Source organism: Rhodococcus sp. H-CA8f, assembly GCF_002501585.1.
In the GTDB taxonomy this organism is placed as follows: domain Bacteria; phylum Actinomycetota; class Actinomycetes; order Mycobacteriales; family Mycobacteriaceae; genus Rhodococcus_F; species Rhodococcus_F erythropolis.
In genome coordinates, this window is the sequence record NZ_CP023720.1 from 2,745,501 (window position 1) to 2,772,389 (window position 26,889).

Annotated in this window: 32 protein-coding genes; 23 read left to right on the forward strand and 9 right to left on the reverse strand. The window is 62.8% G+C overall.

Features of this window, described 5'->3' with window-relative positions:
• Positions 1 to 6: 6 nt before the first annotated feature.
• Both CPI83_RS12950 and CPI83_RS12955 read left to right on the forward strand, forming a co-directional pair.
• Positions 7 to 1,326 carry a lipase family protein gene (locus CPI83_RS12950; RefSeq protein WP_084326985.1) on the forward strand — a complete coding sequence of 440 codons (1,320 nt, stop codon included), beginning with the start codon at positions 7 to 9 and terminating at the stop codon, positions 1,324 to 1,326.
• A gap of 68 nt (positions 1,327 to 1,394) precedes the next feature.
• Positions 1,395 to 2,066 (forward strand): DUF1345 domain-containing protein, encoded by a 672-nt coding sequence (locus CPI83_RS12955; protein ID WP_020908009.1) that lies wholly within the window; start codon positions 1,395 to 1,397, stop codon positions 2,064 to 2,066.
• A gap of 4 nt (positions 2,067 to 2,070) precedes the next feature.
• Here the strand turns inward: CPI83_RS12955 and CPI83_RS12960 are convergent, their stop codons facing one another.
• Entirely contained in the window at positions 2,071 to 2,700 is a 630-nt protein-coding gene (locus tag CPI83_RS12960; RefSeq protein ID WP_020908008.1) for a LysE family transporter, read from the reverse strand.
• A gap of 110 nt (positions 2,701 to 2,810) precedes the next feature.
• On the opposite strand from CPI83_RS12960, the gene CPI83_RS12965 reads away from it, so the two are divergent.
• Both CPI83_RS12965 and CPI83_RS12970 read left to right on the forward strand, forming a co-directional pair.
• On the forward strand, positions 2,811 to 3,467 hold the full coding sequence (locus CPI83_RS12965) for a nitroreductase family protein (RefSeq protein WP_003942413.1): 657 nt from the start codon (positions 2,811 to 2,813) through the stop codon (positions 3,465 to 3,467).
• The gene (locus CPI83_RS12970) at positions 3,461 to 4,084 is read left to right on the forward strand and encodes a dihydrofolate reductase family protein (protein ID WP_047889943.1); all 624 of its coding nucleotides are present in this window, start codon (positions 3,461 to 3,463) and stop codon (positions 4,082 to 4,084) included. The genes CPI83_RS12965 and CPI83_RS12970 overlap by 7 nt, the downstream gene beginning before the upstream one ends.
• Here the strand turns inward: CPI83_RS12970 and CPI83_RS12975 are convergent.
• Complete coding sequence (locus CPI83_RS12975; RefSeq protein WP_223258000.1) at positions 4,081 to 4,884, reverse strand: sulfite exporter TauE/SafE family protein; 804 nt, start codon at positions 4,882 to 4,884, stop codon at positions 4,081 to 4,083. The genes CPI83_RS12970 and CPI83_RS12975 overlap by 4 nt on opposite strands.
• A 92-nt stretch (positions 4,885 to 4,976) precedes the next feature.
• Between CPI83_RS12975 and CPI83_RS12980 the strand changes: the two genes are divergently transcribed.
• Positions 4,977 to 5,780, forward strand: coding sequence for a helix-turn-helix transcriptional regulator (locus CPI83_RS12980; protein ID WP_020969793.1), 804 nt, complete (start codon positions 4,977 to 4,979; stop codon positions 5,778 to 5,780).
• Here CPI83_RS12980 and CPI83_RS12985 read toward each other — a convergent pair.
• The 3 genes from CPI83_RS12985 to CPI83_RS12995 all read right to left on the reverse strand — a co-directional run bounded on the left by CPI83_RS12985 (position 5,758) and on the right by CPI83_RS12995 (position 10,902).
• The gene (locus tag CPI83_RS12985) at positions 5,758 to 6,207 is read right to left on the reverse strand and encodes a hypothetical protein (protein ID WP_020969792.1); all 450 of its coding nucleotides are present in this window, start codon (positions 6,205 to 6,207) and stop codon (positions 5,758 to 5,760) included. The two genes, CPI83_RS12980 and CPI83_RS12985, sit on opposite strands and share 23 nt — an antisense overlap.
• 46 nt (positions 6,208 to 6,253) lie before the next feature.
• On the reverse strand, positions 6,254 to 7,507 hold the full coding sequence (locus CPI83_RS12990) for a family 1 glycosylhydrolase (RefSeq protein ID WP_097387308.1): 1,254 nt from the start codon (positions 7,505 to 7,507) through the stop codon (positions 6,254 to 6,256).
• 140 nt (positions 7,508 to 7,647) lie between these two features.
• The gene (locus tag CPI83_RS12995) at positions 7,648 to 10,902 is read right to left on the reverse strand and encodes an arabinosyltransferase domain-containing protein (protein ID WP_097387309.1); all 3,255 of its coding nucleotides are present in this window, start codon (positions 10,900 to 10,902) and stop codon (positions 7,648 to 7,650) included.
• 160 nt (positions 10,903 to 11,062) lie between these two features.
• On the opposite strand from CPI83_RS12995, the gene CPI83_RS13000 reads away from it, so the two are divergent.
• The 11 genes from CPI83_RS13000 (at position 11,063) to hisF (ending at position 19,339) form a co-directional block, all read left to right on the forward strand.
• The gene (locus tag CPI83_RS13000; protein ID WP_232816919.1) at positions 11,063 to 11,518 is read left to right on the forward strand and encodes a hypothetical protein; all 456 of its coding nucleotides are present in this window, start codon (positions 11,063 to 11,065) and stop codon (positions 11,516 to 11,518) included.
• Positions 11,519 to 11,670: 152 nt separating this feature from the next.
• Complete coding sequence (gene hisD, locus CPI83_RS13005) at positions 11,671 to 12,993, forward strand: histidinol dehydrogenase (protein WP_020908000.1); 1,323 nt, start codon at positions 11,671 to 11,673, stop codon at positions 12,991 to 12,993.
• On the forward strand, positions 12,990 to 14,132 hold the full coding sequence (locus CPI83_RS13010; RefSeq protein ID WP_021333660.1) for a histidinol-phosphate transaminase: 1,143 nt from the start codon (positions 12,990 to 12,992) through the stop codon (positions 14,130 to 14,132). Before hisD ends, CPI83_RS13010 begins: the two co-directional genes overlap by 4 nt.
• Positions 14,129 to 14,743: an imidazoleglycerol-phosphate dehydratase HisB gene (hisB, locus tag CPI83_RS13015; RefSeq protein WP_003942383.1), complete on the forward strand. Its 615-nt coding sequence runs from the start codon at positions 14,129 to 14,131 to the stop codon at positions 14,741 to 14,743. Before CPI83_RS13010 ends, hisB begins: the two co-directional genes overlap by 4 nt.
• Positions 14,740 to 14,889 carry a hypothetical protein gene (locus tag CPI83_RS30995; RefSeq protein WP_007732248.1) on the forward strand — a complete coding sequence of 50 codons (150 nt, stop codon included), beginning with the start codon at positions 14,740 to 14,742 and terminating at the stop codon, positions 14,887 to 14,889. Before hisB ends, CPI83_RS30995 begins: the two co-directional genes overlap by 4 nt.
• 68 nt (positions 14,890 to 14,957) lie before the next feature.
• Complete coding sequence (locus tag CPI83_RS13020) at positions 14,958 to 16,079, forward strand: MFS transporter (RefSeq protein WP_024487482.1); 1,122 nt, start codon at positions 14,958 to 14,960, stop codon at positions 16,077 to 16,079.
• Positions 16,080 to 16,088: 9 nt separating this feature from the next.
• Positions 16,089 to 16,724 carry an imidazole glycerol phosphate synthase subunit HisH gene (gene hisH / locus CPI83_RS13025; protein ID WP_003942389.1) on the forward strand — a complete coding sequence of 212 codons (636 nt, stop codon included), beginning with the start codon at positions 16,089 to 16,091 and terminating at the stop codon, positions 16,722 to 16,724.
• Positions 16,721 to 16,972, forward strand: coding sequence for a hypothetical protein (locus CPI83_RS13030; protein ID WP_042952048.1), 252 nt, complete (start codon positions 16,721 to 16,723; stop codon positions 16,970 to 16,972). The genes hisH and CPI83_RS13030 overlap by 4 nt, the downstream gene beginning before the upstream one ends.
• Positions 16,973 to 16,991: 19 nt before the next feature.
• Complete coding sequence (gene priA / locus CPI83_RS13035) at positions 16,992 to 17,726, forward strand: bifunctional 1-(5-phosphoribosyl)-5-((5-phosphoribosylamino)methylideneamino)imidazole-4-carboxamide isomerase/phosphoribosylanthranilate isomerase PriA (RefSeq protein ID WP_003942371.1); 735 nt, start codon at positions 16,992 to 16,994, stop codon at positions 17,724 to 17,726.
• Positions 17,727 to 17,735: 9 nt separating this feature from the next.
• On the forward strand, positions 17,736 to 18,569 hold the full coding sequence (locus tag CPI83_RS13040) for an inositol monophosphatase family protein (RefSeq protein ID WP_021333657.1): 834 nt from the start codon (positions 17,736 to 17,738) through the stop codon (positions 18,567 to 18,569).
• The gene (hisF, locus tag CPI83_RS13045) at positions 18,566 to 19,339 is read left to right on the forward strand and encodes an imidazole glycerol phosphate synthase subunit HisF (RefSeq protein ID WP_003942380.1); all 774 of its coding nucleotides are present in this window, start codon (positions 18,566 to 18,568) and stop codon (positions 19,337 to 19,339) included. The genes CPI83_RS13040 and hisF overlap by 4 nt, the downstream gene beginning before the upstream one ends.
• On the opposite strand, the gene CPI83_RS13050 is transcribed toward hisF, so the two are convergent.
• On the reverse strand, positions 19,336 to 19,965 hold the full coding sequence (locus CPI83_RS13050) for a TetR family transcriptional regulator (protein ID WP_020907998.1): 630 nt from the start codon (positions 19,963 to 19,965) through the stop codon (positions 19,336 to 19,338). The two genes, hisF and CPI83_RS13050, sit on opposite strands and share 4 nt — an antisense overlap.
• A 106-nt stretch (positions 19,966 to 20,071) precedes the next feature.
• Here CPI83_RS13050 and CPI83_RS13055 point away from each other — a divergent pair, with 106 nt between their 5' ends.
• Entirely contained in the window at positions 20,072 to 21,553 is a 1,482-nt protein-coding gene (locus CPI83_RS13055) for an NAD(P)/FAD-dependent oxidoreductase (protein ID WP_031333481.1), read from the forward strand.
• Between the two features lie 21 nt (positions 21,554 to 21,574).
• Here the strand turns inward: CPI83_RS13055 and CPI83_RS13060 are convergent, their stop codons facing one another.
• Positions 21,575 to 22,096 carry a universal stress protein gene (locus CPI83_RS13060; RefSeq protein ID WP_021344483.1) on the reverse strand — a complete coding sequence of 174 codons (522 nt, stop codon included), beginning with the start codon at positions 22,094 to 22,096 and terminating at the stop codon, positions 21,575 to 21,577.
• 101 nt (positions 22,097 to 22,197) lie between these two features.
• On the opposite strand from CPI83_RS13060, the gene hisI reads away from it, so the two are divergent.
• From hisI to CPI83_RS13080, 4 genes are all read left to right on the forward strand, one after another.
• Positions 22,198 to 22,545 carry a phosphoribosyl-AMP cyclohydrolase gene (gene hisI / locus CPI83_RS13065; protein ID WP_003942390.1) on the forward strand — a complete coding sequence of 116 codons (348 nt, stop codon included), beginning with the start codon at positions 22,198 to 22,200 and terminating at the stop codon, positions 22,543 to 22,545.
• Between the two features lie 6 nt (positions 22,546 to 22,551).
• Positions 22,552 to 22,845 (forward strand): DUF1905 domain-containing protein, encoded by a 294-nt coding sequence (locus CPI83_RS13070; protein ID WP_019748768.1) that lies wholly within the window; start codon positions 22,552 to 22,554, stop codon positions 22,843 to 22,845.
• A gap of 24 nt (positions 22,846 to 22,869) precedes the next feature.
• Positions 22,870 to 23,496, forward strand: a complete 627-nt coding sequence (locus CPI83_RS13075) for an SRPBCC family protein (protein ID WP_046378659.1) — start codon at positions 22,870 to 22,872, stop codon at positions 23,494 to 23,496.
• Between the two features lie 73 nt (positions 23,497 to 23,569).
• On the forward strand, positions 23,570 to 23,956 hold the full coding sequence (locus tag CPI83_RS13080) for a DUF2784 domain-containing protein (protein WP_075833371.1): 387 nt from the start codon (positions 23,570 to 23,572) through the stop codon (positions 23,954 to 23,956).
• A 60-nt stretch (positions 23,957 to 24,016) separates the two neighbouring features.
• Here the strand turns inward: CPI83_RS13080 and CPI83_RS13085 are convergent, their stop codons facing one another.
• The gene (locus tag CPI83_RS13085) at positions 24,017 to 24,442 is read right to left on the reverse strand and encodes a nitroreductase/quinone reductase family protein (protein WP_031333478.1); all 426 of its coding nucleotides are present in this window, start codon (positions 24,440 to 24,442) and stop codon (positions 24,017 to 24,019) included.
• Between the two features lie 109 nt (positions 24,443 to 24,551).
• On the opposite strand from CPI83_RS13085, the gene CPI83_RS13090 reads away from it, so the two are divergent.
• Together CPI83_RS13090 and CPI83_RS13095 are read left to right on the forward strand one after the other, a co-directional pair.
• Positions 24,552 to 24,974: a metalloregulator ArsR/SmtB family transcription factor gene (locus CPI83_RS13090; protein ID WP_097388183.1), complete on the forward strand. Its 423-nt coding sequence runs from the start codon at positions 24,552 to 24,554 to the stop codon at positions 24,972 to 24,974.
• On the forward strand, positions 24,971 to 26,023 hold the full coding sequence (locus CPI83_RS13095; RefSeq protein WP_097387310.1) for a cation diffusion facilitator family transporter: 1,053 nt from the start codon (positions 24,971 to 24,973) through the stop codon (positions 26,021 to 26,023). Before CPI83_RS13090 ends, CPI83_RS13095 begins: the two co-directional genes overlap by 4 nt.
• Positions 26,024 to 26,036: 13 nt before the next feature.
• Here the strand turns inward: CPI83_RS13095 and CPI83_RS13100 are convergent, their stop codons facing one another.
• Positions 26,037 to 26,648 (reverse strand): glyoxalase, encoded by a 612-nt coding sequence (locus CPI83_RS13100; protein WP_097387311.1) that lies wholly within the window; start codon positions 26,646 to 26,648, stop codon positions 26,037 to 26,039.
• Between the last annotated feature and the right edge of the window lie 241 nt (positions 26,649 to 26,889).

A 26,889-nucleotide genomic window follows, 5' to 3' on the forward strand; every position in this document is an offset into this window, starting at 1 on the left:
ATTTCCATGAGCACCCGGAAGGTTGTCCTCGCGGCACTGAAGGTTTCGGCCGTTGCGGTATCGGCGCTGTTGTCGACCTCGCTACTGTTCACACCGGTATCGAACGCCGAACCTGTGAACGATTTCTACGACGCGATTCCGGGCGACGTCGGTGATCCGGGTTCGGTGATTCGGACGGAACCGCTGCCGCTGGCCGGTGCCGTTGGCGGAGTGCCTGGTGTGGGGACCCGGATCCTGTATTCGAGTACCGACACCCACGGATCCAATGTTGCTGTGTCGGGCTCGTACCTGGAGCCGGCCGCCCCGTGGTCAGGCGCGGGCCCGCGCCCGACGGTCGTGATCGGTCCGGGCACTCAGGGCCAAGGTGATCAGTGCGCGCCGTCGAGGATGTTCCCCACTGCCGGTCAACTCCGCCTGGCGGAACCCGGGAATCCGTCGAACTACGGTGCCGGTGTGGACAGTGTCGGTGTCAACTACGAGTCCGCATTTGCTTTCGCATTCCTAGCCCAGGGCGTTCGCGTGTTTGTCACCGACTACATCGGACTCGGAACACCCGGCATCCATACCTACGTCAATCGCGCCGAGGAAGCCCATGCGATGTTGGACGGTGCACGCGCTGCCCGAGCCTTGGCGAAGGCAGGAGAGGACGATCCGATAGCGCTGTGGGGCCATTCGCAGGGCGGCGGCGCCACTGCCGCTGCAACCGAACTGGCACCCGAATACGCGCCTGAGTTGAATCTGGTCGGGAGTTACGCGAGCGCGCCCCCGGCAGACCTGGCAAGCGTTCTGCGTCATATCGACGGTACCGGCCTGATGGCCGCGATCGGCTACACGATCAACGGCGTCCTCGACCGATATCCCGCCGCCCGAGAGCCGATCGAATCTCGACTCAACGACTACGGCCGGTCCGTGCTCGCCGACGTCGCCGGGCAATGCCTCATCGATTCCCGAACCAAGTACGGGAAGCAGTCGACGGCGTCGTGGACCACGGACGGCCGGCCACTTGCCGACGTGGTGGAATCGGTACCGGAGATCCAGCAGGTGATCGAGGAACAACGCATCGGGCGGCGAACCCCGGCCTCGCCGATTCTGGTCAACGGAGCGCTCAACGACGATTTCATCCCGTACGAGCAAACCCGGCGCCTGGTTCAGGACTGGTGCGCGCGCGGGGCCGAGGCGACGTTGTTCACCGACACCCTGCCTGCAGTGAATCCGGGGAGCGGTAACAATCACCTCGCGCCGGCCGTAGCGGACTTCGGTGTCGGATTGCAGTACGTGCTGGACAGATTCAACGGCAAGCCTTTGGTCGACACCTGCAACGCCTGACACGCCTGCTTCTCGATTACCTTGCGGCGTAACCACCGTCTCATTGCGAACGGTGGTTGACTGAGCCCGTGAACGATCGATCGCACGACCTTCCGATCAACCCGGTTCCGCGGAGTGAGCTGGGTGCCGGGCCAGCGCTGAGAGTGTCGACAGGTCTGGTGCTCGGTGTCGCTGCAGGCGTCGTCACGGCGTTGGTCGGCTACCCCCGGTTCGCTTTCCTGATCGGCTGGGATGTCGCGGCGATGGTGTTCACGGTGTGGACGTGGATTCTGGTCTGGCCCTTCGATGCGACGCTCACCGCGAGCCACGCAACGCGGGAAGAACCGGCTCGCAACGTCGCACACCTGCTGATTCTCGGCGCTGCCGTCGCGAGCCTCGTCGGTATCGCGTTCCTGCTCTTGGCGGCACCCGACGGACATCACTACCAAGTCGTGGCGGCATCGGTTGCAGTCGGTAGTGTCGTGATCTCGTGGCTGGCGGTCCACACGCTCTTCGCCCTCGGCTATGCGCGGCTGTACTACTCGGGCCCCGACGGCGGAATCGATTTCAATCAGGAAGAACCGCCGCGGTACAGCGATTTCGCCTACGTGGCCTACACAGTCGGGATGAGCTTCGCGATTTCCGACACCAACTTGAAGTCGTCGGACATGCGCGCGATGGCGCTCGGCCACGCATTGCTCTCGTACCTGTTCGGTTCGGTGATCGTGGCGTCCGTCGTAAACTTGATTGCAGGCCTGTGACCGATCAAGCCGCTGCACGTCCGATGCTCGAGAGGAAGCCGGCGGCTCCGAAGAACAGGCCGGCGAACACTCGATTGGTGGTTCTCTGCTGTTTGGGGGATCGCATCAAGGTGAGCACCCGTGCGGCCAGCCCGGTGTATCCGGTCATCACGATCACGTCGACTGCGCACATCGTGGCGGCGATGATCAGATACTGCGGAAGCAGCGGTGCCGACGGGTCCAGGAATTGTGGGAGCACTGCGAGCATGAAAACGACAGCCTTCGGGTTGCTCGCGTTCACGAGAAAACCGCGAAGCATCATCATCGGGCCGGAACTGCTCGCGGTTGCCTCGTCGGTCTCCACCTCGGTGGGCGCCGATCGCCACTGCCTGATTCCCAGGTAGACGAGGTATGCCACACCGAACCACTTGATCAAGGAAAAGGCCACGGTCGAACTGGCGAGAATTGCACCGACCCCGGCCGCGACAATTCCGATCTGCAGCAGCAATCCCAACTGCAGCCCGAAGATGTTCCAGTATCCGCGCCGCAAGCCGTAGGCAAGCCCTGACGACATCGACGCAATGGCGCCGGCCCCCGGTGACAGGCTGATCACCCAACTTGCTCCGAAGAACGCCAACCAGACGTGCCAACTCATGTCGAAAGTCCTTTGATCGGGAAATACTCCCGACAACCAGCACGCACGGGATCAGAAAAGTGTAGACGGACTGTCCTGCTCACTGCTCGCGACAGTGCAATGATCGGGAGATGACGTCGTATCCCGTACTCGACCTGACACCCGACGAATTACTGACCACAACGCGGACGGTTCGAAAGCGTCTGGATCTGACCCGTCCCGTGCCGTTGGACCTGGTGAAGGAATGCCTCCAGATCGCCCTGCAGGCGCCCTCCGGTTCGAATCGCCAGGGGTGGCAGTGGATGGTGGTGACCGATCCGGCACTGCGTGCAGCAGTCGGGCAGATCTACAAGGAAGTCACCGACGAGTACCTTGCTTCTCACGGTTCGGCGGCAAAACTCTTCGCCGATGATCCCGATCGCGCGCCGATCCAACAGCGAGTAGGCACCAGCGTCGCGTGGCTCGGTGAGCACATGGGCGAGGTGCCGGTTCTTCTCATTCCGTGCATCAAGGCGGGTAAGACGTTGCCGGAGGGGAACCAGGCCGGTCTGTGGGGTTCTCTACTCCCGGCCGCGTGGAGTTACGCTCTGGCCGCACGGGCACGTGGACTCGGTACGGCGTGGACGACATTGCACCTGCAGCGTGAAGCGGAAGTTGCCGAGCTGCTGGGTATTCCGGCCGGATTCCATCAGGCGGCGCTTATCCCGACGGCGTACTTCACCGGCGAGACGTTCAAACCCGCCGCCCGTGAACCGGTCGACAACGTGCTGCACGTGGACCGATGGTGAGCCTGATCTACTCGGCGATCTGCTCGATCGACGGGTATGTGGCTGATGAGCAGGGGAACTTCGACTGGGCGGTTCCCGACGCGCAGGTCCATTCGTTCGTCAACGAGCTCGAGAGGGGAGTCGGCACGTACCTGCTCGGGCGCCGGATGTACGAGACGATGATTCCCTGGGAGACGATGATTCCCTGGGAGACAACGGCACACGAGGACCTTCAAGGTACTTCCGCATCGGTAGGTTCTTCGGTGCCGGACGAGTTTGCCGGAATCGAGGCGGCGACAGTCGAGTTCGTTCAGATCTGGGGTGGCATCGATAAAATCGTGTACTCCACGACGCTGAACGAGGTGTCGACGGCGCGCACAACGATTGCCCGGGACTTCGACGCCGACGCCGTTCGTGCGCTCGAGAGCGAAGCGGTACAAGATATCTCGATCGGCGGGCCGACGATCGCTGCAAGTGCATTCGCGGCGGGGTTGGTCGACGAATGCCGACTGTTCGTCTGCCCGGTCAGCGTGGGAGGCGGATTGCCTGCTCTCCCGCGCGGGCGACTGGACCTGCGGCTGCTGGAACAGAAAACCTTCGACAGTGGCGTCATCTATCTGCGGTACGCCGTCCACTAAGCCGCGATCATCACCGCCGTGACTACGCCGAGTAAAGCGATGTAGGCGGCGGCGTGGATCCGGTCCGGGATGGCGCCGACAATTCGCCGGCTCAGTGCAATCGCAGGTAGAGAGCCGGCCAGTAACGCGCAAACGGCGAGAAGGTCGATTGCGCCGACTCTGCCCGCTGACAGATCCGAGGCGGTGCTGTGCCCTGATGAGGCCGCGTACACCGCAGTCGCGACGACGGCGACAGGCAAGCTCAACGGGTTGGCGCTCGCGGCGGCGTCGGCCATCGGAACTCCGCCGCGACGCATCATCGGAACCGTCATGACGCTCCCGCCGACTCCGAGGAAACTTGCGACGGCGCCGATGCCTATCCCGACAGCGCGGACGCCGTGACGGTCAAGATGTTCTCGAGGTTCAGGTGGTGTCAGAAACCCTTGTCGCAGAAGGCTGTCGAGGATTGTGACCACGAGGTAGAGGACGAACAGAATCCGAACGGCGCCGTCGTCGACGTGACCTGCCGCAACCGCTCCGAGGCCTGCTCCGGCTGCGACGGGGCCGATCAGTGGTCTGATGTACTCCGCCCGAAGCCGTCCTGACTTCCTGAATGCGATTGTGGCACTGAGTGAATTGACCACCATCACTGCCGCCGAGGATGCGACGGCGACATGCATCGGATCGATGACGTCCGCCCGAAGTGTGGATGCAGCGTAAACGACTGGGACGGTGACAAACCCGCCACCGAATCCGAACAGAACGGTAGTGACTCCGGTCAAGGCGCCGAAAGCGAGAAGGATGAGGGCGTAGTGAAGCACTTGATGAACGGTAGCGATTTCTCCGCTGGCGCACATTCGAAGGTTCGCCACGTTCCATTGTCAATCAGACACGGACTCGGTAGGTTCCTCCGGTGCGCAACATCTCGATCAACGACGTCGATCACTCACCTCGCGGTGTTCTCGCAATCGGAACCGACTACCCACCAGGTCACGTGCTGGCCGCCCACAAACATCGACGAGCCCAGTTTCTCTTCGCTGTGAACGGTGCGATGAACGTCGAAACCGATGACGGTGAGTGGACGGTTCTGCCGTCCAATGCGGTCATGATTCCCGCCGGTGTCGCTCATGCAGTGACGATGGACGGTGTCAGCACGCGAAGCCTCTACATCGAACCGTCCGCAGCGCCGTGGTTCCCGGTCAGGTGCCGAGTCGTCGCGGTGTCGTCGCTCCTGCGTGAGCTGCTCGTCGCTGCAGTCGACATGGATGTCGAGCTGAACGTGGAGGACGACTTCCCCGCACACGGACGCGGCGCCGCGGTATTTCAGCTGATCCTGCACGAACTTCGCGATCTTGCGCCCCTACCTGTGGAACTCCCGCTGCCTCGGCACCCGCGATTGCGGGCGTTGTGCACGCGGTATCTCGCCGGCCCGTCGATCCACGACTCGCCCACGCGGTGGGCCGAGCAACTCCACATCAGTGAACGAACACTGCACCGCTTGCTGATCTCGGAAACGGGGATGAGCGCGTCGTCGTGGATGCAGCGTGCCTGCATTCTTCACGCGCTGCCGAAACTCTCTGCCGGTGCCAGTGTGACAGCCGTTGCGTCTGAACTCGGATACTCGACGCCGGCTGCCTTCGCAGCGATGTGCACCCGAGTTTCGGGTGCACCGCCCAGTAGCTATCGGGCGCGCGTCAGGACACAGACACCGGGATGATGTGGGCGACGACGTCGTGGATGAGACCGTCACGGACTTCGAAGGTTTCACGAATCTCCACGGTCATGAGGCGAGTGCCACCGATTCCCGCGTCGAGCAGATAGGTGGTCGAGACGATGTCCCCGGCTTCCGACATCTCGAGGTCTCGTACGCCCTGGATAACGCGGTATTGGATACCGTTTTCGAGGTCGGCGGACATCTGTGGTCCGGAGAACCCCGTCTTGAGTCCGGCTTCGACGCGCGTCGCATCCGGGGCGAAATGAACATCGGAAACGTCATGGGAGACCAGGGCGTCGATGTAGGCGCGTGCCTGCGCCTCGCGGGGTGAATCGGCCGGGTTGGGGGCTGCTGTCGCAGCGCCTCCGGCAACCAGGATCAGGGCAGCCGTGGCAGCGGCAGTTCCGGCGATATTTCGCAGTGTTCGCATGGGACATCCTAACGACGAGGTGTGGAGGAATTTCGGAAAACGGCCGTCATCGAGTAGCCGTACAGCTGCGGGGAGGATCGACGAGCGAGCAGAAAGCCGGGGCCATGACGGGCACGTAGTCGGCCCCGACGCCGTTCTCGTGAATGATCCGGCGGTAGGCGTCGACGCCGTCGGTCGGGATTCGCGCCGCAGTGGGATCGCCGAGAACATCGACCGTGTAGAGGCCGAATCGAGGTCGGTACGAACCCCATTCGTAGTTGTCGGTGATGGACCAGTAGTTGTAGCCGATCACGTCGGCACCGTCTTCTCGGGCGCGTTCCATCCAATAGATGTGATCGCGTAAGTGATTCGCGCGTGTGTAACCGTCGGCGCGCGGCGCTCCATTGTCGGTGGGCATGCCGTTCTCGACGATGTAGAGGGGGAGTTCTGGATACTTGCCCGAGTACCGCATCAATGCGTCGTAGAGGCCTTCGGGTTGTGGTGTGACGTTGTAGAACTCGTCGAGTGCGGCGTACGCGGCAGTCGGATTGTTCAGGGCCACACCGTAGTAGTAGTCGATCCCGAGAAAGTCGAGCTTGTCGCGCACCCGATCCGTGAATACCGAATCGATCGCCTCGGACACGCCGGGAATGAAGGAGAAATTACTGCTCGCGCGGGCACCGGGATCGAGAACATGGATGCGGTCGTAGATCGCCCGGTGGACTCGGACCAATGAATCGAACATCGACGGTGCCTGGGTGAGTGCGATTCCGCCGTAGGTCAATTCACGCTGAACATACACAGTCGGCTCGTTGATCGTGATCCACAGCGCTCCGATTCCGGAGTACCGCTCGACTACCTTCTCTGCGTTGACCAGCCAATCGGCTTCCGTCTTCGGATTTGTCCAGCCGCCTTGATCGACAACCCATCCCGGATACACCCAGTGGTCGAGCGTGATCATCGGAGTCATGCCCCGCGCGCGGATGTGAGCTACCACGTCGTCGTAGTACGCGAATTCGGCCTCGTTCCAGCTCCCGGCGGCGGGCTGAACTCGCGCCCACTCGACGCCGAATCGGAAAACCTTCGATCCCAGATCGGCCGCCCGGTCGATGTCCTCGGCGTAGCGATGCCGGAAGTCGACCGAATCACCGATCTTGTCGTGGGTTCGTCCGGAATCGGAGTATCGAGACCAGTTGCTGTCCGGCGACGAACCTTCCGATTGGAATCCGGAGGTGGCAACGCCCCAGAGGAAGTCATCCGGTACCTCCGCCGAGGCGCGAGTGGGAAAGGCGAGCGCCCCGAGCAGGCACGTCAGTGCCATGAGTGCAGGCGTAACAGACCGTGACAGGGCTCCCATGCCTGGGAGACTAAGTCATACAAGTGTCCAGTCGCAGGCGTTTCGTCCGATCCGCCCGCGACTGGACCGTGTCACTCAGTGACCCATCCGCTCAGAAATTCCGCTCAGAAAACCATGGTCATCGATCCCGGATTCCACGTCCCGGAGCGCTGAACGGTCGCTTCGTCGACCTGGGCAGGCACTGCACTCGGATCGATCGGTGTGTACTTCTCGATCGAACCCCAATCGCGAGCCCAGTCGTTGTCGAGATACGACGGAATGGTCTGAGCGGTCAGGAGCAGATCGATCCACCCCAACGGTCCACCGCCGTAGTGGTCCTGCCAGGCACTGGTCACGAGCGCGCCGGAATGGTCGGGAAGGATCCGATACTCGGGGACCTCGGCGATACCGACCCGATGATCGAAGGGGCGTTGGCACGGGAATGCCAGTCCGACAGCCCAATCCAGCATGACGGGCGCCTGTGAACCGACGACGTCGTTGAGCTTCTGGGTCTTCGGAACCCGCGGCGGGGTGACGGCCACCCATTGGTCGGGCTTGCTGTCGTAGTCGCTGACGACAAGTCGAATGCTGTTGGCTTCGACGGGAATCTGGTCCAGCGGCACACGCAGGTTCCGCCACGACGGTGCCGGACCGATGTCGAGGGGCGCGATCTTTCCGAGTGTTTCCACAGCGTCTGTTTCGGCATCGTCGACGCCACGCGCTGTTCCGTATTCGACCTCGACGTTCTGGCCGTAGGTGACGATTCCGTCCTTGTCGACCGACCGAACACGACCAGCGGTTGCAATCGAGATGATGTCTCCGCGTGTGGCGTTCTCGCCCACGTCGGGGAGTTGGTACCAGTCGCTGGTCAGAGTGCCGGGGGAGGGCTGACCGTAACTACCCATGACGGGTGTTGTCGCCGGGTCGAGACCGAACGGTAACGCGACCGAACTGCCGTTGACCCCGGTCTGTCCGGCGCCTCCGCCGGTTCCGGCCGAGTTACCGGCGGTGTCCTCGGAGGTGTCGACGGTGTTCGCGCCGCCGGTAGCCGTGGCTTCCTTGTCTGCTCGAAGGTCGGAGGCGACGCCATTCGGATCGAATCCCGTAGCCCCACCGGCGGAGAGTGCTGTGGCGACGCTGCCCGAGAGGGGCGTCAGCATCGAGGCGTTCGGATCGGTCTCGAGCAGAACGTCGTTGGCGAGTCCGCAGTGTTGGCCGAGAACGGCGTCGACGTTTGCACGGCCCACCGAATAGGCCGGGTACTGGGTGACCGCGCCCTTGGCCATGGACAGCACCTCGAAGAGGACCATGGCACCTGCGGCAATCGTCAGTGGCGAGATGGCAAGCAGTCGAGCGTGCTTCGCGGACGGTTCCTTCCCGGCGGTGTACGGCTCACGGAAGAAGTACCACGCGGCGACGCCGAGCATCAGCACAGTCAACCCGAGGAGGACGGTGCTCGCGCCGAGTCCGCTGATCGACACCGGCTTGTCAAACCACGGAACGCTGTAGCTGGACACGTAGTAATAGCTGTTGCTGCCGGTGAATGCGACGGCCAGGAGAAACAGTACGGCTGCCGCGAAGAGGGCCCGATTGCGCGGCGAGCGCAGGAGTTTTGTTCCCACGGCGACCGCCGTCATCATCGCCAGAACGGCGGTGAGTCCGGCAAAGATTCCGAAGTGGTGCGTCCACTTGGTCGGCGAGAACATCAGCAGCGGCAGTGCGCCGATCGTCAACCCCACGACGCGGCGTGACGGGCCGGCGGCCAAACCGGGAATCCGGCCGCCCTTGCGCAGCATCATCGCGGTGCAGACGCCAAGGCACAGAACCATGACGAACACACCGAATCTGCGAGTCAGAGAACCGTCGACGGAGATGTTGAAGAGGTATTGATAACGGAGGTACTCGTCGAACCAGGGCTGGTTCGGTGAGATCGAGTGGACGCGTTGCATCTCGATGACGGCGGCGAGGCTCTGATCGCCGAACGCGGGGATGAGGATCGACAGTCCGGCAGCTAGCAGTGGCCCGACGGCCGCGATGTAACCGGTGGTGCGGGCACGTTCGATGATGATGCGCATGATCGGGCGGATTCCGGCGATCAGTGCGGCGAAGCAGATGAGGCCGGAAGGCCCGGCGGTCAAGGTGAATCCGGCGATCAGAATCGCGACTGCGACCGGCAGAAGTCGTCTCGTCGCGACTGCGCGTTCGATCGAGCACCACGTCAGCAGGACGCCGAGAGCAACGATCGGCTCGGGACGCAGTCCGTTGTTGAACGGAAGCCAGAACGCGAGGAAGACAAGCGCGCCGGTCCACAGGGCGAGCCGGTTTCCGCGAATTGCGGCTCCCAGTCGAGGCGCGACCTCGCGGCTGATGACGAGCCAGGTGATGATGCCTGCCAACAGAGCAGGCAGACGAACCCAGGGGCTTGCAGTGCTGACGTGCGCCAGGAGTCCGAGGATGTTGTAGTACGGCGTTCCGAACGGGGTCTCGGGGACCGCGAACCACCGGAAATAGTTGGACATGTAGCCCGATTGCTCGGAGGCCCTGGCCATCGTGAACTGGTAGCCGTCATCGGTGGTGGTAGCGCCGATGAAGTGCCAGAGCACCAGAGTTCCGACGACGACGCCGTCGAGGACGGTGAACTTCCACCATCGGGCGGGCAGAAATTTGCGTGTGCCCCGGCCGTCGCGGTTGTCGAGGCGGTGCAGCGCGAAGAGGGACACGACAGCCGTGAGTGCCCCGAGAATCATGGCGAGAGTCTTGATCACCGACGGGCTCGACGTGAAGCGAGAGTCCGCCTCGATCGAGACGTTCAAACCGGCTGATGCCGAATCGAGGTCGCTGAAGACGCCGACTACCTGTGGTCGGCTGTCGCCCTCGATGACGCGCGGTTCGGAACCGGTGGCGCTGAAGGTGGTTCGGGTCGGCTCGGCGGCGAGCGTGAGTGCGCATCCAGTTTGCAGATCAGCAACGGGTGTCGAGAGCAGCACTTGATCGCGCAGGACAACGTCGACCCGAGCGGGAGCGTCGGCGGATTCGGGGGAGACAGTGGCAACAAATCCGTAGCGGCGCGCATCGGCGGCACCCGGGGGAGCCGTCGAGACGAGTGTTCCGCCGGTGGCGGCCAACTCGCTGATCGACGCGCACGGGATCGATGCCTCCATGCGCAGCGGTGTGTACGAGACCAATGGCGCCTCGACGCTTGTCGTCGACCCGGCCTGCGGCCAGTTGACGACGGCTGTGTCCTGCTCGATCGGCAGGAACGGCACTGATCCGCACAAAACTATGCCGAGGATCGATGCGACAATCGCAACGATCCGTGCTCGGTTCGGTCCGCTGGATCGCTGAGGGGTCGGCAAGGCCGGAGGTGCGGTCGTGGCCACGTCACTGTCTGTCACGACTTTGGACCCTAGCTGTGCGTGACGTGTTTGTTATAAAAGCGCGAGTAATGGGATGGTCGTGTTCCCGGTGCCGTTCCGCGGTGCGGGGGTTGTCGGCGATCGAGGCGGGGGTGCTGTGCACGAAGTTCACGAGTCAATTTCGTTGAGCCCACTTCTGCGGCGTTCGACGGCCGCATTGTGCGTCGTCCTCGGAATTGTCCTGGTGATTGTCTGCGGGTTCGCGGCGATCGTGGAACACGACCCGGCGGGCTACGTCGGCGCCGTGTTGTCCGCGGTCCTGTCCTTCGGGTTGGCCGCGTACATGTGGAAGGTGCGCGTGATCATCACCACAGACGTCGAACGAGTGTCGATCGCGCTGTCTCCGGGGCTGCGTCAGGTGTTTCGGTGGGACGAAGTTGTGTCTGCAACTGCAGTACATATCGGGATGGGCTCCGGAATCGGTTATCGAATGACCGGCCCAGGTATGCGGGTAATTCTCGCGTCACCCGGCGCCGGGGTCCGCTTTCGTCTGCACGACGGACGCGAAATCTCGGTGGCGACCGACCGAAGGGACGAGCTGATCGAACTCGCCCGGCGGCGGGCGCCGGACCTGCAGTGAGCGTCGCAGGTGGACCGGTGAAAAATGGGGTGCGCCTATCCTGGATAATTGACATCAGTTCTGTGTTTCAGGCGCATTGTTTCGGCCTGTAATGCCGGACCGGTTTGCTGCCGCTTGCACAGGCACCCCGTTTGCGTACGAGAGGAACTCTCATGCTTGCCCGCACCGACCTGCGTGGTCGTACCCCATCCACGGCCGAACTTCGCGCCGCGCTTCCCCGAGGTGGAGTGGATGTGGACGCGGTGCTGCATCAGGTTCGCCCGATGGTCGAAGCTGTTCGTGATCGCGGGGCAGAAGCCGCCCTCGAGTTCGGCGAGAAGTTCGACGGCGTTCGTCCGGCTTCGGTTCGTGTACCCGCAGCCGAGCTCGAGCGCGCACTTCGTGAACTCGACCCCGCAGTCAAGGAAGCCCTCGAGGTTGCGATCGAGCGCACCCGCAAGGTGCACGCCGATCAGCGTCGCAAGGACACCGTCACCGAGGTCGTTCCGGGTGGCACGGTCACCGAGCGTTGGGTGCCGGTCGAGCGCGTCGGGCTGTACGTACCCGGCGGCAATGCCGTGTACCCGTCGAGCGTTGTCATGAACGTCGTGCCGGCTCAGACGGCCGGCGTCGGGTCGCTTGTTGTCGCCTCGCCGCCCCAAGCCGACTTCGGCGGATTGCCGCACCCGACCATTCTTGCCGCCGCAGCCATGCTCGGCGTCGACGAGGTGTGGGCCGTCGGCGGCGGGCAGGGCGTCGCCCTCCTTACCTACGGCGGAACCGACACCGATGGAACCGAGCTTGTCCCGGTCGACCTCATCACCGGTCCCGGCAACATCTACGTCACTGCGGCCAAGCGTCTGTGCCGCGGACTGGTCGGCATCGACGCAGAAGCCGGTCCCACCGAGATCGCGATCCTCGCCGACCACACCGCTGACCCGGTCCACGTTGCCGCCGACCTCATCAGTCAGGCCGAGCACGACGTGATGGCCGCCAGCGTTCTTGTCACGACCAGCGTCGAATTGGCCGACGCGGTCGACAAAGCTCTGGCTGCGCAGCTCGAGATCACCAAGCACCGCGAACGCGTCACCACGGCACTGACCGGCAGCCAGTCGGGCACCGTGCTGGTCTCCGATGTTTCCGCTGGTCTGCGCGTCGTCAACGCTTATGCGGCCGAGCACCTCGAGATTCAGACCGAGGACGCAACCGGTGTCGCAGCTCAGGTCACCAGCGCTGGTGCCGTGTTCGTCGGCCCATGGGCGCCGGTCAGCCTCGGCGACTACTGCGCCGGCTCCAACCACGTTCTGCCGACGGCCGGGTGTGCACGTCACTCCTCCGGTCTGAGCGTGCAGACCTTCTTGCGTGGGATCCACGTGATCGACTACTCCGAGTCGGCTCTGAAAGACGTTGCCGGACATGTCATCACGCTCGCCAATGCGGAGGACCTGCCTGCTCACGGCGAGGCTGTGCGTCTACGATTCGAGGCTCTGCGATGAGTAGTGCTCCTGGAGAATCGATTACGGTCGACGCCCTTCCGATTCGCGAGAACCTGCGTGGAAAGTCGGCATACGGCGCACCGCAATTGGCGGTGCCGGTTCAGCTCAACACGAACGAGAACCCGCATCCGCCGACGCAGGCGCTCATCGACGATGTCGCCGAATCCGTGCGCGAAGCCGCGAAGGAACTGCACCGCTATCCCGACCGTGACGCTGTGGCGTTGCGGACGGATCTGGCTGCGTACCTGTCGAAGCAGACCGGGGTGCCGGTCACCGTCGACAATCTCTGGGCGGCAAACGGATCGAACGAAATTCTGCAGCAGTTGTTGCAGGCGTTCGCAGGTCCGGGGCGCAGCGCGATGGGTTTTGTGCCCTCGTACTCGATGCACCCGATCATCGCCGACGGTACCGATACCGAGTGGGTCGAGGTCTTCCGTCGGGACGATTTCGCACTCGACGTGGATGCTGCCGTCACAGTGATCGAGGAGCGTCGACCGGACGTCGTGTTCGTGACCAGCCCCAACAACCCGACCGGACACAGCGTCGGTATTGCGGAACTGCGACGCATTCTCGACGTGGCGCCGGGCATCGTGATCGTCGACGAGGCGTACGCGGAGTTCTCCGCTGCCCCCAGCGCGATGACGCTGATCGACGAGTTCCCGGCCAAGCTGGTTGTCACCCGCACCATGAGCAAGGCGTTCGCGTTTGCCGGTGGCCGACTCGGCTACCTCGCCGCAGCTCCCGCATTCATCGACGCACTGTTGTTGGTGCGCTTGCCGTATCACCTCTCGGTGGTCACGCAAGCTGCGGCACGTGCCGCACTGCGTCACGCCGACGAGACCCTCGGCAGTGTCCACGCCTTGTCTGCCGAGCGTGATCGGGTGTCGAAGGCGCTGGCGGACACCGGTTTCCGAGTGATTCCCAGTGACGCGAACTTCATCTTGTTCGGTCAGTTCACCGACAGTGCACAGGCGTGGAAGGAATACCTCGACCGCGGGGTTCTCATCCGCGACATCGGCATCCCCGGATACCTGCGGGCCACAGTGGGACTCGAAGCCGAGAACGACGCGTTCATCAAGGCCAGTGACGAAATCGCAGGCACCCAGCTGGTCGACACGAATTCAGGAGAGACGGCATGAGCGATCGCATCGCGCGGATCGAACGAACAACTCGGGAATCAAGCATCGTCGTCGAACTGAATCTGGACGGGACCGGCATCGTCGACGTCTCCACCGGCGTTCCGTTCTTCGACCACATGCTAAATGCCTTGGGTACGCACGCCAGCTTCGATCTGGACGTCAAGGCGAAGGGTGACGTCGAGATCGACGCCCACCACACCGTCGAGGACACCGCGATCGTTTTCGGCCAGGCGCTCGGCCAGGCACTCGGCGACAAGAAGGGCATCCGTCGTTTCGGCGACGCTTTCATCCCGATGGACGAAACGCTGGCGCACGCGTCGGTCGACGTCTCCGGTCGCCCTTACTGCGTGCACACCGGTGAGCCCGACTACATGGTGCATTCCGTCATCGGCGGGTACCCGGGCGTTCCGTATCACGCGGTGATCAACCGCCACGTGTTCGAGTCGATCGCATTGAATGCACGTATCGCACTGCACGTTCGGGTTCTGTACGGCCGCGATCAGCATCACATCACCGAAGCCGAGTACAAGGCCGTTGCGCGCGCTCTGCGTGAGGCGGTCGAGCCGGATCCGCGCGTGAGTGGCGTGCCGTCGACGAAGGGCACACTGTGAGCGTCCTCTTCACCTACTTGCTGTTCATCGGCGCGGGTATTGCCGTGGGCGGCGCCTACTCGATGTTCAAGGTCAACAAGCTTGCGTCGGGAATCCTTCTGGCGTTGGCGGTTCTGGCGGCGGTAGCGGGCGCACTGCGTCTGTGACGCGAAAAGTGACTGTGTCTGAGTCGCGAGATCCTGCTCCATCGCCGGGGTTGCTTCGCACTCCGGGCATGATCGGTGTCCTGATCATGGCGGCGGCAGCTTTCGGTGGCTGGTCGTTGCTGTTGCCGGTGGTGCCGTTGCTGGTTGCGCATTCCGGCGGATCGGATGCGCTCGCCGGATCGGTGACCGGTGTCTTCATGGCGGCCACGGTCGTGACGCAACTGCTCGTGCCTCGGTTGTTGCGGACGCAGGGCTACCGGCGCGTGCTGGCGGTCGGATGTCTGCTCCTCGGTCCACCGTCGTTGGTGCTGTTGATCTCGGCCGACGCCGGCCCCGTCCTGGCGGTTTCCGCGGTGCGAGGAATCGGTTTCGGCATGCTGACTGTTGCCGGCAGTGCGCTCGTGGCGGAGTTGGCGCCCAAACGAATTCTGGGCCGTGCCACCGGCGCTCAGGGAATCGCGATCGCAGCGTCACAAATGGCGGGGCTTCCGCTGGGGCTTGCGATCATGGAACGGTGGTCGGCAACACCGGTGTTCGTTCTCGGTGCGCTGATCCCGGCACTCGCGCTGGTGGCCATTGCCGGGTTGCCGAAGATCTTCGCCCAGCCCACCGGCGAATCCGCCCGGTTGAGTGTGTTCGTCGTCTTGGTCCCGGTGCTCGCTCTGGCGTGTGTATCCGCGTCGTTCGGCGGGCTGTCGTCTCTACTGCCGATCGCAATCTCGGAGCGCGCGGCCGTTGCAGGTGTGGTGTTGGCGACCGCCAGTGGATCGATGTTGATCGGCCGGTACTCGGCGGGCCTGATCGCCGATCGTCTCGGCAGTGGTCGGACACTCGCGCCGGCATTGGCGTCGTCGACCATCGGATTGGTGCTGTTCGCGATCAACGTCGACGGCGGGTCGACGCCGGTCTTGTTCTGCGCGGCGGTCCTTTTCGGGCTCGGGTTCGGGGCGGTGCAGAACGAATCCTTGGTCATGGCGTTTCAGGCTGCCGGCCCGAGGCAACTCGGATCCGCCAGCGCGATCTGGAACATCGGCTACGACGCCGGCACCGGAATCGGTGCACTGGCGTTGGGATTCGTGGCCACGACTGCCGGCTATGCGTGGGTCTTCGCGGTCTCTGCGGTCGTTGTCGCTCTGCTCCCGGCACTGGCCGCGGGCGGCAAAGTGATCGGCAGCAGGGTTGCCCGATAGAGTTGGGGCATGAGCGCTTCCACGATTGCTGTACTCGATTACGGCTCCGGCAACCTGCATTCGGCTACTCGCGCACTGGCGCGCACCGGGGCGCAGGTGGAGGTGACCAACGATATGAAGGTTGCATTGGCGGCGGACGGTCTGGTGGTGCCCGGCGTCGGTGCGTTCGCGGCCTGCATGGAAGGTCTGCGCGCAGTCCAGGGTGACCGAATCATCGGTAGACGCTTGGCCGGTGGCCGACCGGTGCTGGGTATCTGCGTCGGCATGCAGATTCTGTTCGACCGCGGAGTTGAATTCGGTGTCGAGGCGGAGGGCTGCGGCGAATGGCCTGGCACCGTCGAGAGGCTGCAAGCAGAGGTTTTGCCGCACATGGGCTGGAACACCGTGGAGGCTCCGGAGTCGAGCACGCTGTTCAAGGGTATCGACGCCGACACCCGCTTCTACTTCGTTCACTCGTACGGTGTGCAGAGTTGGGAACTCGCGCCGTCCGAGCACATCGCACCTCCGAAGCTGACGTGGGCAGATCACGGCGGAAAGTTCCTCGCTGCCGTCGAGAACGGTGCGTTGTCGGCAACGCAGTTCCACCCCGAGAAATCCGGCGACGCAGGCGCCGAGTTGCTGAGCAACTGGGTGCAGAGTTTGTGACCGGGAGATCCGGCCCGAACCGTGGCGACGACTTTTCCCTCGCTCGTCTGGCGTTGTTCTCGCTCGGCGCCGCTGTGGCTGCGTTGGCGGTCGCCACCGTCGTCATCGTCGTGCTCAAACCCTCGCCGGGTGTCGGTCTCGCGATCGGTCTCGTGGGGGTCGTTGCTGCGATCGCGGCAATGGGCGTCGTATCCAAGCGGATGACCCGAAAAGCGTTCGGTGACCCGGAAGACGGTTCGAGGTCCTGACCTACTAGGGTTACCGCACGTGAGCCTGGTCCTTTTGCCTGCTGTAGATGTTGTCAACGGTGAAGCTGTTCGCCTCGTGCAAGGAGAGGCGGGAAGTGAGACCGGTTACGGGTCGCCCCGCGACGCTGCTCTTGCGTGGCAGAACGACGGTGCCGAATGGGTGCATCTTGTCGACCTCGACGCCGCTTTCGGGCGTGGGTCCAACAGCGAACTGCTGGCAGGCGTCATCGGCGACCTGACGGTCAAGGTGGAACTCTCCGGAGGAATCCGCGACGACGCTTCCCTGGAAGCTGCACTGGCCACAGGCTGTGCCCGCGTCAATCTCGGAACCGCCGCTATCGAAGATCCCGAGTGGTGTGCCCGTGCATTGGCCAAGTACGGCGACAAGATCGCCGTCGGACTCGACGTTCGTCTGGTCGACGGCCAGTACCGCACCCGTGGGCGCGGCTGGGTCACCGACGGCGGCGATCTGTGGGAGACCCTGGCCCGTCTCGATCGCGACGGCTGCACCCGTTACGTCGTCACCGACGTCTCCAAAGACGGCACCCTCACCGGTCCCAACCTCGAACTTCTCAGTCAGGTCTGCGCTGTCACCGACGCTCACGTCGTCGCCTCCGGTGGTGTGTCGACCATCGAGGATCTGCTCGCCATTTCCAGCCTGGTTGATCAGGGTGTCGAGGGCGCGATCGTGGGCAAGGCGCTGTATGCCGGTCGCTTCACTCTCCCCGAAGCGCTGGCAGCAGTTTCCGGATAGATTTTCCAGATGACTCCGACGCGTGACCTCGACGAACTTCTCGCGATTGCGGGTCGGCTTCTCGATGGCGTCCACGATCAGTTCGTCGCCGGTGTCGGCGCCCCGAGTGCGGTCCGCAAGGGCTGGGGTGATTTTGCCACCGAGGTCGATCTCGCGCTCGAGAAGCGGTTGACCGCGGAGTTGTTCGAGCAGACCGGCATCGAGGTGCACGGCGAGGAATTCGGCGGCCCAGACGTCGGTTCGGGGCTCGTCTGGGTTCTCGACCCCGTCGACGGTACTTTCAACTACTCGGCCGGATTGCCCACTGCCGGAACACTGTTGGCGCTTCTCGACGATGGTGTCCCGGTACTCGGATTGACCTGGCTTCCGTTGATCGGTCACACGTACGCCACTCGTGCCGGCGGTCCGTTGTTGGTCAACGGAATCGCCGTACCGCCGCTGGAGCCAACCGATCTGGCGTCGTCGATCGTCGGATTGGGTGCCCTCAACGTCAACAGTCGCGGCCGGATCCCCGGCAGTTTCCGTCTCGACCTCCTCGCCGAGATCAGCAAAGTGTCCTCGCGGATCCGGATACACGGCTCCACCGGAGTCGATCTCGCTTTCACGGCGGCTGGCATCCTGGGCGGAGCGATCGTCTACGGCCGCAACGCGTGGGACAACGCGGCCGGGGTCGCTCTCGTTCGCGGTGCGGGTGGGGTGGTCACCGATCTGGCCGGCAACCCGTGGACCGTAGAATCGGAGTCGGTGCTCGCTGCCGCCCCGGGCATCCACGGTGAGATTCTCGATATCCTCAACGCGCTCGGTGATCCGCGCGCTTCGTCCTCAGGAGGACCACAGTCATGACCCTCGCAGTTCGTGTGATTCCGTGCCTCGACGTCGACGCCGGACGAGTGGTCAAGGGTGTCAACTTCGAGAATCTTCGCGACGCCGGAGATCCGGTGGAACTCGCGGCAGCGTACGACGCTCAGGGCGCCGACGAACTGACCTTCCTGGACGTCACCGCCTCCACGTCGGATCGTGGCACGATGCTCGACGTCGTAAGTCGTACTGCCGAGCAGGTTTTCATTCCTCTGACCGTCGGCGGTGGAGTGCGCACGGTCGCGGACGTCGATCGTCTGCTGCGTGCCGGTGCCGACAAGGTCAGCGTCAACACCGCGGCGATTGCGCGCCCGGAACTGCTCAAGGAACTGAGTGAGCGTTTCGGCTCGCAGTGCATCGTCCTCTCGGTCGACGCCCGCACCGTTCCTCAGGGGCAGCCGGACACACCGTCGGGGTGGGAGGTCACCACGCACGGGGGCAAGCGCGGCACCGGGATCGACGCTGTCGAGTGGGCCGAGCGTGGTGCCGAGTTGGGAGTGGGGGAGATCCTGCTCAACTCGATGGATGCCGACGGTACTAAAGCCGGCTTCGACCTTCTGATGATCCGCGCTGTCCGGGCGGCAGTCCACGTACCGGTGATCGCCAGTGGCGGTGCCGGCCTGGTCGAGCACTTTGCCCCGGCAGTCGAAGCGGGTGCAGACGCAGTTCTCGCAGCGAGCGTCTTCCACTTCGGCGATCTGAGCATCCCAGAGGTCAAGGATGCGATGCGTGCCGAGGGAATCGTCGTTCGCTAGGCGTTCTCGGCGCGGATTCCGTCGAACATGAGGCGGCTGATGGCTTGGTTCAGCGTGGTGCAGTCGACGGACGAATCGGCTCGCAATCCTTGAATCGCACTTGCCAGCATCATGCCGTTGACGGCCTGCGCAGTGTTGTCGACGTCGAGGTCGGCGCGTAGATAGCCGCATTCGACTCCGTGATGCAGGTACGCCGCGGTCAAGGATGCCGACTGGTCGAGTAGATCGAGCATCCGGCCAGTGAGATCGGCGTCGACGCCTGTCGTCTCGAAGAGCAGAACCCGCGGAATGCGCGGGTCGTCGAAGAAGATGCGGGGGAGCGCTTCGGCGATGCGACCGACCTGGGCGCGGTACTCGTCCAATGTATTTGCTGCGTCAGGGGCATTTTCGACGGCGAGTGCGCTGATGATCTTTGCGATCAGATCGTCGATGACGTGGTCGATGATGTCGCGCTTGTTCTCGAAGTACCGGTAGAAGGTCCCGTGACCGATTCCGAGAGTTGTTGCGATATCGGCAATTCCGGTCGCGTGGTAGCCGCGTTCCGCGAAGCACTCGAATGATGCGTCGATGATCTCGCGGCGCAATTCCGCTTTTTTTCGTTCCGCTCGGGTCATGGCCTTCGTCACGTCTGGAATGATACCGTTCTCAATAACGGAATGACGTGTCAGTTTCTGATGTGCAGTTCACGGGTGCGTGGTTCATGGGTGTGCAGTTCATGAGAGGGATTCTCCGATGGCAGTGCAGTACGACGCAGTAGTGGTGGGGGCGGGCTTCGGCGGAATGGGTGCGGCCATTCAACTCAAGCGGATGGGCCTGGACAACCTGGCGATTCTCGAGCGTGAGGACGATCTGGGTGGAACCTGGCACGTCAACCGCTATCCCGGTTTGGCTGTCGACATCGCGTCGGTCACCTACTCGTATTCGTTCGAGCCCAATCCGAACTGGTCCAGGCTCTTCGCACCGGGTGCCGAACTCAAGAAGTACGCCGATCATGTCGCGGACAAGTACGACCTGCGGAAGCACATGACGTTCGGTGCCGTGGTCAACGGAGCCCGCTGGGACGAAGATTCCTCGCACTGGGTGGTCTCCGTGGAGGGGGCACCGGACATCACTGCCAAGTACCTCCTGACTGCGACGGGTTTCCTCTCGCAGCCCCATCGACCGGACATCTCCGGTATCGACGAATTTGCGGGCAAGATCATCCACACCACCGCCTGGGACGATTCCTACGACTTGTCGGGCACCAAGACTGCAATCATCGGAACCGGCGCCACCGCCGTGCAGTTGATCCCCGAGGTGGCGCGGCAGGCCGCAGAGTTGACCGTCTACCAACGCACCCCGATTTGGGTCGTTCCCAAGATCGACGTCCCCATTCCGAGCGCAGTGCAGAAGCTGTTCTCGCGCATTCCGCTCACCCAGCGAATCGCCCGCGCTGTCAGTTCGTCGATACTCGAAATGATCATGGTCAGTGCGGTCCTGCATTACAAGCAGGTCAAACTGTTGAACAAGGGCGCTGCAGCCGCATCACGAGCGTTTCTGCGATCGCAGGTCCGTGACGCGCATCTCCGCGAGCAACTCACACCGGACTACGACTTCGGGTGCAAGCGACCCACATTCTCGAACAGCTATTTCCGTACCTTCACCAAAGACAACGTGCACCTCGAAACCACGTCGATCGACCACATTGCTGCCGACGGAATCGTCACGGCCGACGGCCGCAAGACCGAGATCGACACGCTGGTGCTGGCAACGGGATTCAACCTCTGGGATGTGAACTTTCCGGCCATCGAGGTTATCGGCCGTGAGGGCCGAAACCTCGGTAAGTGGTGGCGCGACAACCGTTTCCAGGCCTATGAGGGGGTCACGGTTCCCTACTTCCCCAATTTCCTCACGCTCGCCAGTCCGTACTCGTACAGCGGGTTGTCCTACTTCACGACTATCGAATCCCAGATGCAGCACATGGATCGACTGTTCGGTGAGGTGAAACGGCGTGGCGCGGAGACGTTCGAGGTCACCGAAACCGCCAACGCCGAGTTCCTGGACCGGATGACGGCGAACCTCGCGGACTCCGTCTTTTACGGCGGCAGTTGCCAGACTGCGCGGAGCTACTACTTCAATCAGCACGGGGAGGCTGCGATCCTGCGGCCCACGTCTACACACAATGCGTTTGTCGAAGCGAAACGCTTTCCGCTCGAGGATTATTCGATCAGCTAGGCGGGCATGCCCCGTGTTCGGCTATCTCGCCGATCTGACTCCGCTCGGAACCGATATCACGGGATAACGGTTCTGCCGGTTCAGTCGGGAAGAGACCGAGCTGTGTATCAGTTGGCTCACCGCGGAGGCAGCGCCTTTTCGCGGTGATCCGATCACGATGGTGAAGGCGTCGTACTTGTCCGCGGTCGCGAGGATGACACCGGCCGGGTCTCCGTAGGTGCAGTCGTATGTCCAGGTGTCCGTGTGCGAGGCAAGTGTCGAGGTTGTCTGTTCGCGTTGCGACACCATCTCGTCGTGCAGACGCGTTTCGAACTGTGGTGAGTCGGTTTCGACCGGCAAGTCCTCGGCGGTGATGCAGTGAACGACGTGGAGTGCTGAATCATCCTTGGCGGCAAGCGTCAATCCGTAGCTGACGACATTCTTGCTGCTCAGGCCTGTGCCGATCCCGACAACGATGTGGCGGGCCGGGACGCGATCGGTGCTCGCGTTCACGAGGTGGCAGGTGTACTCCGGGTGTGGGCCGTCATGACGTTGATGGTTCATGTCGGATCCTCTTCCAGAGCGAGAAGCGAAGAAACTTCCATTCTACGGCGACCAAGCAGGGGAATTCCACGGAAGTCACAGGTGGAAGGTATAAACGTCATATGAGTCTTGATCCCGCAATCGCGGCGAAGCTGAAGCGAAACGACGCCGGACTGTTCAGCGCGGTTGCTCAGGAGAAGTCGACCGGTGATGTGCTGATGGTCGCGTGGATGGACGACGAAGCGCTCGCGCGAACACTGGAAACCCGTAAGGGGACGTACTATTCGCGCTCGCGCCAGCAGTACTGGGTCAAGGGTGAGACGTCGGGGCACACTCAGTACGTCCACGAAGTGCGACTCGACTGTGACGGCGATTCGGTCTTGCTGATCGTCGATCAGGAGGGCGCCGCGTGCCACACCGGCACTCACACCTGTTTCGACACCGACGTCCTACTCGCTGCGGAACAGTGACACGAGATGGCCGCTGACAAGACTCCACAACCGCTCGATTACGCCTTCACCGCTCCCATCGAGAAAGACGGGGCGTTTGCGACATTTCTGACGGTGCCTGGTTCGGCGGAACTTCTGGGAACCAGGCGCGCTGTGAAGGTGGTCGGGACTCTCGATGGTGAACATCCCTTCGAGGCGACGCTGATGCCGTCCGGTGACGGTCCACACTGGCTTCCGCTGCGCGTGGCGCTCTGCAAGGCGATCGGCAAGAGCGCCGCTGGAGAAGAAGTATCGGTACATCTACAGCAGCGACTGAGCTGAAGTTTTCCCGAACCAAGGAGCGTCGTGGTCGACAGAGCGGTTGATTCGTTGCAGGTGGTAGCGCGAGAGCTGAGCCCGTTCGGCGGTGACGAGTCGAAAACACGCACGTTGCGCATGTCGCGGACCCTCGCGGCGCCCATCGGCACGGTCTGGGCGGCGATCACCGAGTTCGACCGCATTCCCCAATGGTTCATGCCGGTCGGGGGAGAAGCCAGGATCGGCGGCCACTATCAGCTCGAGGGCAACGCCGGCGGCGAAATTTTGGCGTGCGATGCTCCTCGAACACTTCGCATCACCTGGGAATACGGCGGCGATGTGAGCTACGTGACTGTGAATCTCGCCGAAAAAGGCAGTGGTGCAACGCTGTTCGACTTCGAACACGCCGCGGACGTAGCGCCGGATCGGTGGGCCGAGTACGGTCCAGGTGCCGTCGGTGTCGGGTGGGACATGGGACTGCTCGGGCTGGCTCGCCACGTGGAACTGGGGATCGCGACGCCACTCGAGACACCTGAGTGGTCGGCGAGCGACGAGGCCAGGGCATTCATCGCGGGAAGCAGTGAACTGTGGGCCGAAGCTGCGATCGCATCGGGCGACGACCCGGATGCGGCTGCAGCCGCCGCTGCTCGCACGACCGCTGCATACACCGGGTAGATCACCTCTACGAGGACTAACATCGGATTAGTCTGGTTGTTGCGGGACTTCCGCGCCACGAGCGGAGACGACGATGGTGTATCGGCTCATCGAAGTAGTAACGGTGTTCGTTCACTTCGGGTTTGTCCTCTATGTGGTGCTGGGTGGGTTCGTGGCGTGGAAGTGGCGTCGTACCATCGGTTTCCACCTACTTGCAGTCGTCTGGGGAGCCGGTTCGATAGCGGTCGGATATGACTGCCCGCTGACCAATCTCGAGAACTGGGCCCGCCGAATGGCCGGTATCGCGGAGTTGCCGTCCACCGGATTCATCTCGCACTACATCACCGGCGTGTTCTATCCGGCGAGTATCGAAGGCCTTGTACAGGCGCTCGCGGCGACAGTGGTTGTCGGATCCTGGGTCGGATACGTGCTGCTCGGACGGCATTCGAAGGCTGAGGTCAAAGCGTCTTCAGTGTCGTGATTCCGTACAAACGATCCCTGCCGTTTCCAGATGAAAACGGCGGGGAGGCGCGATCAGGATTTACGCGCGAGTCAGTGCCACCACCGGAATTGTGCGGATCCCAGCTGTCTTCTCCGCGTATTCGGCAAATCCCGGGTATCGACTGGCCTGCTCGTCGTAGATGCGGTCACGCTTCTCGCCGGTTACTTCGCTGACGGAGACCGGGTATGTTTCGGTGCCGATCTCGGCCTCTGTCTGGTCGGTGGCAACGAGGTTGTAGTACCAGTCGGGATTGGTCGGGGCACCGGCCTTGGATGCAAAAACGTAGATGGTCTTCGGATCCTGCTCGTCTGCCAGATACATCATGGGACTCACGAAATCGCGTCCGGATTTGCGTCCTGTGTGGTGGACCAACACCATGGGCGCACCTTCGAAGGGGCCACCTACCTTGCCCGCGTTCTCCCGAAATTCCGCAATGATTCCTGCGTTCCAATCGTCGGTACTCATCGTTGTCTCCCGGTCTGCGAGTGGCGAAGGGCTCTGCCGCCAAGCTTTGCACAACTGGTGAATCGACGAGAGGTCATCTTCGGCGTCCAGCATGATCTACTATCTACGTATGAACGCAGATAGTGGTGTTTGTCGCCGCAAGCTTTCCGATGATCAAGTCGACCTCGTAGTCGAGGTGTTCCGCATGCTGGCCGACGCAACCCGTGTGCAGGTTTTGTGGGCATTGGTAGACCGCGAGTGCTCGGTGAACGAACTGGCGGAACGCGTCGGCAAGCCGGCGCCCTCGGTGTCGCAGCACCTGGCGAAATTGCGCATGGCAAGGTTGGTGCGAACGCGCCGCGATGGTACGACGGTGTTCTATCGCCTGGAGAACGACCATGTGCGCCAACTGGTTACGGATGCGGTCTTCAATGCCGAGCATGCCGGACCAGGATTGCCGGGGCATCACCGTAGTGAAGGTGAGCTTCGGGAGATACACCCGGAGCGTTCGGCGAAGGTCGATCGTAGCGATCAAGAAGAAGGTGCGTCATGACGCACGAACCAAAGATGTCCCACGGCCACGGCCACGGCCACAGTCACGGCCACGGCCATGTCCACGGCCCGAAGGGGTTTCGATCGGCAGTTCGCGAAGTGTTCTCCCCGCACAGTCACGACGCTGCCGACAGTGTCGACGACGCATTGGAATCGAGCGCAATCGGCATCCGGGCGGTCAAGATCAGTCTTGTCGCGCTCGGAGTCACCGCAGTTGCTCAGGTTGCGATCGTGGCGATCTCGGGTTCGGTGGCGCTGCTGGCGGACACCATTCACAACTTCTCCGACGCGCTCACAGCAGTCCCACTCTGGATTGCCTTTGCGCTCGGTCGGCGCGCTGCAACCAGGCGCTATACCTATGGTTTCGGGCGTGCGGAGGATTTGGCCGGACTGTTCGTGCTCGCCATGATCGCACTGTCGGCAGTGATCGCCGGTGTCGAGGCGGTGAGGCGATTGATCAACCCGGTCGAGATCGAGCACCTCGGTTGGGTAGCGGCGGCAGGTTTGATCGGTTTCATCGGAAACGAATTGGTGGCGTTGTATCGGATCAGGGTCGGCAGGCAAATCGGTTCAGCGGCCCTGGTGGCCGATGGATTGCATGCTCGGACAGACGGATTCACCTCGCTCGCAGTCCTTCTGGGGGCCGGGGGAGTTGCGCTGGGTTTCCCGTTGGCAGATCCGATCATCGGCCTTGTCATCACCGTGGCCATCGTGGCGGTGCTGAGGACTGCAGCGCGAGACGTCTTCCGGCGGTTGATGGACGGCGTCGAACCGGAGTTGGTGGACGGCGCCGAGCATGCATTGATGCACGAACCCGGAGTCCTCGGTGTTCGTAATCTGAAGATGCGGTGGATCGGACACCGACTGCATGCCGATGCAGAACTCGACATCGATCCCCGGGCAACGCTTGCCGAAGCTCACGCGATTGCACACAGCGCCGAGCATTCGCTCACTCACGCGGTACCCAAACTCGGTACCGCCTTGGTGCATGCGTACCCGGCGCATGACGCGCCGAACTCCGAGGTCGGATACCGATCGCCTTCCCGGTGATCTGTGCCTGATGTCAAGCGGACGCGACTTCCCAGGCGAAACCGTCAGGATCCGCGAAGGGTTCGGACGCACCGGCGATGGTGATTCGGTGCGATCCGGTGCCCTCGGGAGCGAGCCCGGCGTCCTTTGCCAGGGCGCCTCGGCCGTACAGTGCCAGCGTGACATTGTTTGCTGCGCTGGTGAATTCGACGTACTTGCGGCCGAAGCTCTTCGACACCTCGAGGCCGTGGTCGAGGTAGAACTGCTTGCTGGCCTTGACGTCTTCGGCGCCGAGCAGCAGCACGAGGCTGTCGATTGTGCGGGTGGCGGGTTCATTGTTCTTCTTCGACGACGTGGCGATCTTCCAGATCGAACCGTCCGGAGCCTGAAGGACTCCGCCGTATCCCCAGAGGGATTTCTTCACCGGCTTCAAGACGGCGGCACCGGCTGCGAGTGCGGCGCCGACGAAGGCGTCGACGATGTTCGGTTGGGAGACGACGAGCGAAAGGGTGTACCCACGAAACCCGGTTGTCGGTTCGTTCGATTCGCGTAGCTGGATTCGATCTCCGACGCCGAGAGCGTTGTAGAAGGCTTCGGCTGCGACGAGGTCGGGTACGTCGAGGATCACGGATTGCGCGGTGGTCATCTGGGCGCTCCCTGCTGATGTGTGGATTGACGACGTGTGGTCGGAAGTGGACTTCTGTGGTGTGTTCATGTGTTTCAACGTAATTGCGGGTCCCTTGGCTGTGCTTCTCGATTTCTGATCGGTTTGCTGAGACTGCTTGCAAGGTGCAGCGCTCGAGCGGGCACTAGGTGGGCAGTTTGTCGTGAATGTACTGTTCAGCCGATGTTTTCTCGATAGGCTGATGAGCGCTGATCGGACGTAT